General features: G+C 46.9%; 12 protein-coding genes. 3 read left to right on the forward strand and 9 right to left on the reverse strand.

The features are described 5' to 3' along the window. Positions 1-106: 106 nt before the first annotated feature. The 9 genes from B5F78_RS14505 to B5F78_RS14545 form a co-directional block, all read right to left on the reverse strand. Entirely contained in the window at positions 107-1,093 is a 987-nt protein-coding gene (locus tag B5F78_RS14505) for a Gfo/Idh/MocA family protein (RefSeq protein WP_022041211.1), read from the reverse strand. A 121-nt stretch (positions 1,094-1,214) separates the two neighbouring features. Beyond that, positions 1,215-2,036, reverse strand: coding sequence for a transporter substrate-binding domain-containing protein (locus B5F78_RS14510; protein WP_087407044.1), 822 nt, complete (start codon positions 2,034-2,036; stop codon positions 1,215-1,217). Between the two features lie 13 nt (positions 2,037-2,049). Then, positions 2,050-4,173 (reverse strand): putative porin, encoded by a 2,124-nt coding sequence (locus B5F78_RS14515; RefSeq protein ID WP_087211888.1) that lies wholly within the window; start codon positions 4,171-4,173, stop codon positions 2,050-2,052. A gap of 278 nt (positions 4,174-4,451) precedes the next feature. Next, the gene (locus B5F78_RS14520) at positions 4,452-4,997 is read right to left on the reverse strand and encodes a 2-oxoacid:acceptor oxidoreductase family protein (RefSeq protein WP_022041214.1); all 546 of its coding nucleotides are present in this window, start codon (positions 4,995-4,997) and stop codon (positions 4,452-4,454) included. A gap of 132 nt (positions 4,998-5,129) precedes the next feature. After that, positions 5,130-5,897 (reverse strand): thiamine pyrophosphate-dependent enzyme, encoded by a 768-nt coding sequence (locus B5F78_RS14525; RefSeq protein ID WP_022041215.1) that lies wholly within the window; start codon positions 5,895-5,897, stop codon positions 5,130-5,132. Further along, the gene (locus B5F78_RS14530; protein WP_022041216.1) at positions 5,894-6,088 is read right to left on the reverse strand and encodes a hypothetical protein; all 195 of its coding nucleotides are present in this window, start codon (positions 6,086-6,088) and stop codon (positions 5,894-5,896) included. Before B5F78_RS14530 ends, B5F78_RS14525 begins: the two co-directional genes overlap by 4 nt. Positions 6,089-6,094: 6 nt before the next feature. Continuing rightward, positions 6,095-7,180 carry a 3-methyl-2-oxobutanoate dehydrogenase subunit VorB gene (locus tag B5F78_RS14535; protein WP_022041217.1) on the reverse strand — a complete coding sequence of 362 codons (1,086 nt, stop codon included), beginning with the start codon at positions 7,178-7,180 and terminating at the stop codon, positions 6,095-6,097. 127 nt (positions 7,181-7,307) lie between these two features. Then, positions 7,308-7,535 carry a 4Fe-4S binding protein gene (locus tag B5F78_RS14540; protein WP_022041218.1) on the reverse strand — a complete coding sequence of 76 codons (228 nt, stop codon included), beginning with the start codon at positions 7,533-7,535 and terminating at the stop codon, positions 7,308-7,310. 18 nt (positions 7,536-7,553) lie between these two features. Then, positions 7,554-7,832 (reverse strand): tetratricopeptide repeat protein, encoded by a 279-nt coding sequence (locus tag B5F78_RS14545; RefSeq protein ID WP_087211873.1) that lies wholly within the window; start codon positions 7,830-7,832, stop codon positions 7,554-7,556. Between the two features lie 328 nt (positions 7,833-8,160). Between B5F78_RS14545 and B5F78_RS14555 the strand changes: the two genes are divergently transcribed. The 3 genes from B5F78_RS14555 to B5F78_RS14565 are packed head-to-tail and all read left to right on the forward strand — an operon-like array spanning position 8,161 to position 10,978. Beyond that, complete coding sequence (locus tag B5F78_RS14555; protein ID WP_087211866.1) at positions 8,161-8,820, forward strand: LysE family translocator; 660 nt, start codon at positions 8,161-8,163, stop codon at positions 8,818-8,820. Positions 8,821-8,836: 16 nt separating this feature from the next. Next, the gene (locus tag B5F78_RS14560; RefSeq protein WP_022041221.1) at positions 8,837-9,385 is read left to right on the forward strand and encodes a DUF4924 family protein; all 549 of its coding nucleotides are present in this window, start codon (positions 8,837-8,839) and stop codon (positions 9,383-9,385) included. 21 nt (positions 9,386-9,406) lie between these two features. Then, positions 9,407-10,978 (forward strand): peptide chain release factor 3, encoded by a 1,572-nt coding sequence (locus tag B5F78_RS14565; protein ID WP_022041222.1) that lies wholly within the window; start codon positions 9,407-9,409, stop codon positions 10,976-10,978. The last annotated feature ends 167 nt before the right edge of the window (positions 10,979-11,145 follow it).

Below are 11,145 nucleotides of genomic sequence, written 5' to 3' on the forward strand. Positions count from 1 at the left end.
CCGCTCCTGTTCTTCGTCAGATAGCCCGCTATCTTCCTCATCACAGAAGCGGAAATGCCTCAAAAACTCATCCCAAATCATCGCACGATAAATTCAAAACAGCTTCTTACAGTTTGTTCAGGATGCGGTCCATTACCCAGTTGGTGGGAGTGGCGCTTATGCCGTCGCATGTACAGATGGCTTTTCCTTGCAGATGCTCCACTACGGCTTTGATTAGCGGAAGCTGCACATAGGACGGATTTTGTGGAAGGATTTCCTCACGTCCATGTTCCGTATGTAAGCCGATAGGCTCGTAGGTAAAGACAGAGAAGCAAATCATTCCTTTGTCACCAATAATTTCAATGCGGTCTTCTTTTGCCGATTCGTGAGCAACAAAACACCACGAGCCGGAACCAGGCAATCCGGATTCGAACTTAAAGCAAGCACTGATGGTGTCTTCTGCCTGGTATAGTCCGCCACGGTTGCTCTTATATCCTTCTGCTTCCAGGATGCATCCGAACATTTCCTGCAGTAAATCCAGCTGGTGGGGAGCCAGATCATAGAAATAACCTCCTCCGGCAATGTCGGGCTGTACACGCCATGGCAGGTTGGTGCTGTTATAATCCAAGTCGCGTGGAGGCTGTGCAAAACGTATTTGTACATTGATGACATTTCCTATCTTGCCTTCTTCTACCAGTTGACGAACCTTTTGGAAATAGGGTAAATAGCGGCGATAATAGGCTACAAAGCAAGGTACACCTGTTTCTTGTGAGATGCGGTTGATACGTGCACAGTCTTCGTAGGTGGCTGCCATAGGTTTTTCAATGTATACAGGTTTTCCTGCCTTCATGGCCATAATGGCAAAGGTGGCATGTGAAGAGGGAGGCGTGGCGATGTAAATGGCGTTTACATCCTCGTCACCTATCAGTTCTTGCGCATCAGTATACCAGCGAGGAATGTTGTGTCGGTGTGCATACGATTTTACTTTTTCTTCATCGCGGCTCATGACGGCAACAACACGTGAACCGTCTATCATATTGAAAGCGGGACCACTCTTTTTTTCGGTCACTTCGCCACAACCGATGAATCCCCAGTTTACCTTGTCTAATTGCATAGTTTTCAAGTTTTGTTTTTCAGTTAACTTATTAATTGGTCTATATTTGTATATCACATGGAGAGAATTAAAACAGGCTCTAAAGTATCTGTGTATCTTCTTCTTCTGTGATGAGATGTCATTAAAAGTATTTGTTGTACAGTTTCTTGTAAGAGGCGGTTTTGCTGTACCGTTCAAGCCAATGGTTGAGGGTATCCAGCAAGGCAGGCGAATGCTTGTTTACGCCCCAGGCATAAAATTGCGTGAAACTGATAGCTGTATTGATGTCAAGGTTCGGGAAGCGTTCCTGCAAAGAGCGGGCGATGCTTTCATCGCATACGGCATAGTCGATGTCTTTTCCTGCCACCATGGCAAGAAGCTGTTCAGGTCCGTATTGTTCCACTTCCTGGATGTAGATGGTATCGGCTATTTCACTGATAAGGTTGTGGAGCCGGAGCAATGCCGGAGAACCTTTGATGACATGCAATTGTTTGTGTGCCAGGTCGAGCTGGCTGCGGATATAAGTGCTGTCTTGTTCGTTTTCGGGTTTTCGCTGTACCAGCACTTGTTTGCTTAACGTCAACGGACGGGTAAAGAGCAATGTGTCTTTCGATTGGGATGTGATAACGGTTCCTGTCGCCAGAAGATCGTATTTCCCTTTAGTGACACCTGCAAGTCGTTTCTCAAAGCTCATTTCTGGAGTTATTTCCAGTTTCAGGTGTTTGTCAGAGGCAAAAGCATTCAGCAGTTCATAATCGAATCCTTGCAGCGTGTCTCTGTTTATGTGGTAGCTGATAGCGTTGTATTCGGTCACTGCACGCAACACGCCCGATTGGACAATTTCGGCATAGTCGCGAGGGGCATAGGCAGGACTATTTTCTTTCTGTGTGCCGAACACAATAAATCCTGCAACAATAACTATTGCCACGATGCTGTATCGGATGAAGGGTTTGCCTTTCTGCATAATGTACGGGTTTTTAGTCAAAGAAGTTCCACGATATGCCGATTTTGAACAGACGCGGATTCAGTGGGTAGTGGGGAGCCAGGAAATAACTGTGGGTCCCTTGTCCTTGAATCAGGTTGTACATCATCAAGAAGATACGCGTGCGTTTCAGGTGCAGGTTGATGTAACCGTTCACTAAAGGATAGTTCCCTAATTTGTAGCGCGTGTCTTTGTTTTGCAGATAGAATTGACCGATTGCCGGCGCATAGTCGGGGGCATAATATTCGGTGAAATAGCGCACGTCGGCACCCATTTCTACTTTCAAAACCTTCTTTGCCAGCCCGAAGCTGAGGTAGAGGTTATGGTACAAGACCAGTTTCGGCAATGGAAGGATGTCTTGGTTGCTTGAAGTCTGGTAAGTCACTTCGTTATCCAGGTGAAAAATACCCAGTTTGAAATCTTGCCGGAGCGATGCGCTGAATACCTGGATGCTCCCCGAGTGTTGGGCTACTCCTAGATTGTTCAGGTAATGAGTTGTGGTTCCACTTTCGTTGCTGCTGCCAGTTCCGTCTCCGCTACTGCCTTGTCCGTCACTTACCGAAAGGTTATCGAGATAAGTATAGTTGGTGATGTTTTCTACACCAGCTTTCAGTTGCGTACGCCAACGGTCAATGCTGAGTTGTCCTTCAATGCGGGTACGCATCATTTTCGAAAGGTCGTTATTGTCCCACCAATAATGTTTCGAGTGGAAATGACGATAGTAGAATGTCGGGTTTTGGTTCTTGATATAGGCATTTGCCTGTAAACGGACGGTATCATTGAACAGGCGGAAGTTCATGTTTCCGCGTCCTTCCACCGAAAATGCTCCGGCATCTTCGCCTATCAGTGCAAATTCACCCGTTACGTTATAATGGAACATTTTGCCTTGTTCTTTGATGAGTTGTCCTCCCACAGAAATGACATTTTCCGTATAATCTGTAGGAATACGTTGTCCGGGAGTTCCGGCGATGGTGTCGGTCATCGTAAAGCGGCGGAATTCGTGGGTGACGAAAGCGGTAAGGCCGGCTTTTGCCCATTTGTTGAATCCCTCGCGCAGTGATATGCCGAGCGTGTTCTTTACTGCCAGATAGTCTGTCTTGTCACGTTCTATGTCGGGCAAGAAATTATTTAGAAAGTATTCCGTGTTCTCCGTTTCATCTTGTGAGATATATTGGCGTCTTGCCACGTCTACTTTCACCGTGTGCATGAAACTGGTGACAGGTACGAATACCTGTGTGTTGGTTGTATCGTTTTCGTCCGGATTGTCACGGTAGAATCCTAAGTTATACCGATGAGTCAGGAAAGCATGGTATCCTGTGTTGTGGTTCCATATGGCACTCAGGTTGGTCGGGATTTCGCTATTGGCGTATGTACGTCCTCCTTCAGCCATATCCAGCGGCGCACTGACGTAACGATCATCGGTGATACCGCCGTTTTCGGCTACCTTCAAGTTGTCGTTGATGAAGCTGAAATGCATATTGTATTTGTCCCCCAGATAGTAGGCAAATAGGTTTCCGTTGAATAAAGCTGTTGACTGGTGGGCGTATTTCCCTCGTCCGTACACATAGTCGATGTTGAACCCGAATCCCAGCCGTTTGTTGGCATTCACGGCAAAATAGGCTTTGAAACGTTCTTCTCCGTCGCGGCTGCTACCTTGTTTATAATAAGTCAAGTTGACAAAGGGCGACTTGGTGTTTGTGTATGTTACGTCTTGCGGTTGTAATACAGTGTAATCGTAAGGGTCGAAAAAGAAGAACTGGCTGGCATCTTTACGGTCGAAAAATACATGAGCAATACGGGGAGCTCCCAAGTTCCCCAAATAGGTATAATGTCCGTAAGGACCTCCTGTATCGTTCGTGTTTTGGAAGCCATGCTGCAAAGTATCGACAGGCACTTCGGTACGGTTTCCGAAACGGGCATCAATTTTCCACGATGTCAGCCCGATGGGAATGGTGCTGGCATCGTTAACGGCGGTTGTGTCTATCGGATTCCCGTTCCGGTCGTACATATCTCGGTCTGTACCTGATGCCGAACTTCCGAATTGGTTGGATAACGTGTTCTGTGCGGACAGTTTGCCGCATATCAGTGCTATGATTGCTATAAAAAGTATCTTCCTCATAATGGGGACAAAGATATAAAAGAAAAACGAAACAAGGGATAACTTAGGGGCAGATTTGCAGATATTCGTCATTGTTAAACGGGGCAAATGCATCTAAGAAGCTGTTTTGAATTTCTCCAAAAAGTTTTATTGAATATCCGCATTCCACCCGATTGCCATGTAGGGGCGTATCGCATACGCCCAAAACATTCACGTGGATTAGTTGATGCATTCGGACGTATGCGCTATGCCCCTACATAGGATGTCTGCGGATATTCAAAACAATTCCTTAATCTGGGTTACTTCATTTCCTTGATGATGTCCATGCCGATGTGGATAGCTTCTTCATTCATTGGAATCAGGCTGTGATGACGTTCGGGAAGTGTCTTGTACAAGGCTTTTACCACACTTGCGATGGATACAATGGGACGGATTTTCAGCAGTCCGCCTAATACAATCATGTTGAAAGTCTTTGCCATCTTCCGTTCGTTGGCTTCGTCCATGGCGTTGATGCGATAGACGTGGATATCTTTGCGGGTAGGCGGATTGATTATGCCGTAGCCGTCGTAAATCAGTACGCCGCCAGGTTTTACTTTACTTTCGAATTTTGCCAGAGAAGGTTGGTTCAAGATGATGGCGGTATCGTATTTGCTCAGAATCGGAGAAGATATGCGTTCATCGCTCACGATGACCGTGACGTTGGCGGTTCCTCCGCGTTGTTCGGGGCCATAGGCAGGCATCCAGGTCACTTCTTTGCCTTCCATCAGACCGGAGTAGGCAAGGATTTTTCCCATCGACAATACGCCTTGGCCTCCGAATCCAGCTATAATGATTTCTTCTGTCATATTGTTTTGAGTTTTTAAGTTTTTTAGTTTTTAAGTCTTTAAGTTCTTGAGTTTTTTAGTTCTATAGTTCTTAAGTTTGCAAATAAAATGCTGTCAGTATTGCAGAGCTTAAAAACTCAAGAACTTAAAAACTCAAATCGTCGTATCTTTCAAGTCGCCCAGCGGGTAGAAAGGAAACATGTGTTCTTCCATCCATTTGTTGGCTGCTTCGGGAGTCATTTTCCAGCCCGAGCTGCAGGTCGACACGATTTCTACCAGGCTGGAACCTTTGCCCTGCATCGAGTTTTCGAAAGCTTTGCGGATAGCTTTCTTCGCCTTGCGGATAGCTGCAACGGTGTGCACAGACTGGCGGGTGACATAGCAAGTGCCTTGCAGGGTGGCTGCTATTTCGGTCATCTTCAGCGGATAACCATGGATTTCCGGATTACGTCCGTAGGGGCAAGTGGCGGTTTTCATGCCGACGAGAGTGGTAGGCGCCATTTGTCCACCTGTCATACCGTAAATGGCATTGTTGATAAAAATGATGGCGATGTTATCACCACGGTTCAGGGCGTGAATGCTTTCGGCAGTTCCGATACATGCCAGGTCGCCATCGCCTTGATATGTGAATACCAGGCGGTCGGGCCACAAGCGCTTGATGGCTCCTGCCAATGCGGGTGCACGTCCGTGTGCGGCTTCCTGGCAGTCGATGTCCAGGTAATTATACATAAAGACGGCACATCCTACAGGGCTGATGCCGATGGCTTTTTCAGTCATGCCCATTTCGTCGATGACTTCAGCTATCAACTTGTGTACGACTCCATGGCTGCATCCCGGGCAGTAGTGCATCGGGTTGTCGTTCAATAAACGAGGTTTCTGGTAAACCAGGTTTTCGGGTTTTACGATATCTTCTTTTGTCATAGTTTTCCTCCTTGTCGATTACGTTGAGAGAATCGGAGCGCGTACTCTATCATTTTTATAATGATGGATGTCGCACATACGTAGAAAAATACGGTCTGGTTGACATCTGTAAAGAACAGGATGATAGTAGCCACTGCACCTATCATAAAAACAATGTTCAGTACGGTTCTGATCTGGTTTATCTTGTTCATAATCGGTTACTTGTTGTTGATGAGTTTTTCTTTCAATGATTCGATGACTTCATCCGGGTCGGGAACGATTCCTCCCAGGCGCCCGAAGTGCTCGACCGGAATGCGGCATTCCACAGACAGCTTGACGTCTTCAATCATCTGTCCGCTGTTCAGTTCGACGACGAGGATGCCTTTCATTTGCCGTGCTCTTTCCTTCAGGGCTTCTCCAGGGAACGGCCACAAGGTGATGGGGCGGAACAAGCCAACTTTGATGCCTTCCTCGCGGGCGTGCTCCATTGATTTCTGGGCGATACGGGCACATGAGCCGAAAGCTACAATCAGGTATTCGGCATCTTCGCAATCTATTTCTTCATAACGGGTTTCATGTGCCGTTATTTCTGCGTATTTGGCTTGCAGGTGCAGGTTGCGCTGTTCCATTACCGCAGGGTCAAGTTCCAACGAAGTGATGATGTTGGGCTTGCGTCCTTTACGTCCTGTGGTAGCCCATGGACATTGGGCAATGATTTCTTCTTCGGTGCGGCGCGGACGAGGTTCGGGAAGTACGACTTTCTCCATCATTTGTCCGATGACACCGTCGGCAAGAATCATGGCCGGGTTCCGGTATTTAAAAGCCAGTTCGAATGCCAACCCTACGAAATCGGCCATTTCCTGTACCGATGCCGGAGCCAGTGCGATGACATGATAGTCACCGTGTCCGCCTCCTTTGGTGGTCTGGAAATAATCTGCCTGGCTGGGCTGGATGGTACCCAGTCCGGGTCCTCCTCGCATTACGTTTACTATCAGGCACGGAAGTTCGGCACCTGCAATGTAAGAGATTCCTTCCTGTTTCAGGCTGACGCCCGGGCTGGAGGAGGAAGTCATTACCATCTTGCCGCTTCCGGCACCTCCATATACCATATTAATAGCTGCCACTTCGCTTTCTGCCTGCAAGACGACCATACCGGTTGTCTCCCATGGCTTTAGTTCGGCGAGAGTTTCCAATACTTCCGATTGGGGAGTGATAGGATAGCCGAAGTAACCGTCCACGCCGAACCGGATGGCCGCACGGGCGATGGCTTCGTTTCCTTTCATTAAAACTACTTCTTCTGCCATATCTTTTTAAATTTTTATAGTTGACTAGGTCTTAGGTACTAGTTGACTAGGTCTGGAATTGTTTTACTACGGTATTTAAAACCTAGTCAACTCGTACCTGGTCACCTGGTTACCTGTTTTTAAAAACTTACGCTTCTTTTGCCCTGTATACTGTCAGACAAGCGTCCGGACATACGATGGCGCACGAAGAACAACCGTTGCAGGTGTCTTCCAGGGTCTGTTGTACGTAATTATATCCTTTTTGATTTACTTTTTTGGTAAGCGACAATACATGCAACGGACAGGCAACCACGCATAGGTTGCACCCTTTGCAGCGTTCTGTATTCACGATTACCACACCTTTCATCTTAGCCATAGTAAAATTACCTTATTCTTATTGATTAAACATGTCTTTGTTATAAAATTCCAGGATATCCATCACCATGCGCCGGGCTTCGGATGCCGGACTGTCGGGATTGAGGGCAATGGCTTCCTGATAATTGTTCAGGGCTCCTTGCCAGTCGCCTTGCTTGCGGAACGCATTCCCCAGCAGGTAGTAGGCATAGTCGGCATTGTCCGGATGCTGGGCCAGGAGCTCGTTCAGTTCTTGGATGGCTGCGTCAATCTCTCCATCGTCAATCTTGCTTTTAATCTCTTTCAGTCTTTCTGTCATGGTTATGATTTGTCTTTCCGGCAAAGATAGTCTTTATTTTTTATTATTTCCTACGTGGACTGGAAATATTTTCGAAAGAGTAGTGGGGAAAGAGTTTTTATGCGTGGGTGAAAATAAGTGCATGTGCCGTTGGAAGTATATGCGTGGCCCGATGAAAACGTATGTGTGGAAGATTGCATATATTATCCTTATGGATGCGCATATTCGTTGTATGGGAGGTCGCTGGACGGGGGTAGGAAAGATTGGATTTTGGCTTAGGCTTTCATGTTGTAAAAGAATTACAGCCGAAATCGTAGGTAATCTCGCAAAAAAGTAGCATCTTTGCACTATGAATTGGATAGAACAGGTTACGATACTGGATTTGTTGATAAAAGGGTTTATAGTGGGAGTGGTGGTTTCCGCTCCGCTGGGACCTGTGGGCGTTCTTTGTATTCAGCGTACATTGAATAAAGGACGCTGGTTTGGCTTTGTGACAGGACTGGGGGCGGCACTGAGCGATATTTGCTATGCGTTGCTTACGGGATACGGCATGAGCTTTATGGACGAGCTTATTCTGAAGCATCAGATTTTTCTGCAAGTGGTGGGCAGTATCATGTTGCTGGCTTTCGGCATTTATACGTTCCGGAGTAATCCGGTGAAGGCGCTTCGGCCTTCGTCGGGTAAAAGAGGAACTTACCTGCACAATTTTGTGACCGCCTTTTTTGTCACCTTTTCCAATCCATTGATTATCTTCCTGTTCATCGGACTCTTTGCCCGGTTCTCATTCGTGATGCCGGGTAGCCCTATCGGCTTCCAGCTGGTGGGCTATCTTGCCATTATTATGGGAGCGGTAAGCTGGTGGTTCAGCATCACTTATTTTGTGAACAAGGTGCGCACGCGGTTTAATGTGAGGGGCATCTGGATGCTGAACCGTATCATTGGTGTGGCGGTGATTGTAGCGGCGATGGTGGGATTCGTGCTGGCTGCTACCGGAAAATCTTTCTCTTGACAGATACGATAAGAATATGTATATTTCCCGACAACTTAAACAACAGAATATTGCAGAATACTTGCTCTATATGTGGCAGGTGGAAGACTTGATTCGTGCCAACGGTTGCGATATCGGACAGATACGGCGGAATGTCGTCGACACGTATCCTTCTCTGACCGACCCGCAAAGGCAAGAGTTGACGCAATGGTATGAAGACTTGATTAATATGATGCACGATGAAGGCGTGATGCAGAAGGGGCATTTGCAAATCAATAAGAACATCATCGTATGGCTGACCGACCTGCATCTGCGTTTGCTCCGCTCGCCTAAATTCCCTTACTATAGCGCAGCTTATTACAAGGCTCTGCCTTTTATCGTAGAGCTTCGGGCAAAGGGGGCGGACAGGGACGTGCCTGAACTGGAGACATGCTTCGATGCCATGTATGGCGTATGGATGCTGAAACTGCAAAAGAAAGAGGTGAGTGAAGATACGCAGAAGGCGGTGAAAGCAATCAGTGATTTGCTGGCTATGCTTGCCGGTTATTATATAAAGGAGAAAAAAGGGGAATTGGATTTAGACTGATATCGTAGAAAAATAAGAAATATGGCAAATCAGGAAATAGAAAGAAGAAGAACATTTGCGATTATTGCACATCCGGATGCCGGTAAGACTTCGTTGACGGAAAAACTGTTGCTTTTCGGAGGGCAGATTCAGGTGGCAGGTGCTGTAAAATCGAACAAGATTAAGAAAACCGCTACCTCCGATTGGATGGATATTGAGAAGCAGCGTGGTATTTCGGTCACTACATCGGTGATGGAGTTTGATTATCGGGATTACAAAGTAAATATCCTTGATACACCTGGTCACCAGGACTTTGCGGAGGATACATACCGTACGCTTACGGCGGTGGATAGCGTAATCATCGTGGTGGACGGGGCGAAAGGTGTGGAAACGCAGACACGCAAGCTGATGGAAGTGTGCCGTATGCGCAACACGCCGGTGATTATTTTCGTCAACAAGATGGACCGTGAGGCTAAAGACCCGTTCGACCTGCTGGACGAGCTGGAAGAAGAACTCGTTATCAATGTGCGTCCCTTGACCTGGCCTATCGAAAGCGGACCGCGTTTCAAGGGTGTGTATAACATTTATGAGAAGAAGCTGAACCTGTTCCAGCCTTCCAAGCAAGTGGTGACGGAGAAGGTGGAAGTGGATATCCATACCGAAGAGCTTGATAACCACATCGGCGCTCCTTTGGCTGAAAAGCTCCGCAACGATTTGGAATTGATAGAAGGCGTATATCCCGAATTTGATGTCAATGAATACTTGAAAGGTGAACTGGCACCTGTATTTTTCGGTTCTGCATTAAATAATTTTGGCGTACAGGAATTGTTGGACTGCTTCGTGGAAATTGCTCCCAGTCCCCGGCCGGTACAGGCAGAGGAACGTGTGGTAATGCCCGACGAGCCTAAATTTACCGGATTCATTTTTAAGATTACGGCAAACATTGACCCTAACCATCGTTCGTGCGTGGCTTTCTGTAAGGTATGTTCGGGTAAGTTTACACGAAATACGCCGTATTTGCATGTGCGGCAAGGCAAGACAATGCGTTTTTCTTCACCCACTCAATTTATGGCTCAGCGCAAGACCACAGTAGATGAAGCGTGGGCAGGCGATATTATCGGTTTGCCGGATAACGGTACGTTCAAGATTGGCGACACGCTGACCGAAGGCGAACAGTTGCATTTTAAGGGATTGCCCAGTTTTTCGCCTGAAATGTTTAAGTACATCGAAAATGCAGACCCGATGAAGACCAAGCAATTAAATAAGGGTATTGACCAATTGATGGACGAAGGCGTGGCGCAATTGTTCATCAATCAGTTTAACGGACGTAAGCTGATAGGCACGGTAGGGCAGTTGCAGTTCGAGGTAATCCAGTATCGTCTGGAGAACGAATACAACGCAAAGTGCCGTTGGGAGCCGGTCAGCCTGTACAAGGCTTGCTGGATAGAAAGCGATGATATGGACGAACTGGAAGCATTCAAGAAACGGAAGTTCCAGTATATGGCAAAAGACCGCGAAGGGCGTGATGTCTTCCTTGCCGACAGCGGATATGTGCTACAAATGGCTCAGAATGATTTCAAGCACATCAAGTTTCATTTCACCAGCGAGTTCTGATTTGTTTTTTCACCACAGATTACACGGATTTAGAAGCTGTTTTGAATTTATCGTGCGCTGATTTGGGATGAGTTTTTGAGGCATTTCCGCTTCTGTGATGAGGAAGATAGCGGGCTATCTGACGAAGAACAGGAGCGAAAAGGACCAAAAAATCGCCCAAAGCACAC

It is taken from the genome of Bacteroides sp. An279, from assembly GCF_002159615.1.
Taxonomy (GTDB): Bacteria; Bacteroidota; Bacteroidia; order Bacteroidales; family Bacteroidaceae; genus Phocaeicola; species Phocaeicola intestinalis.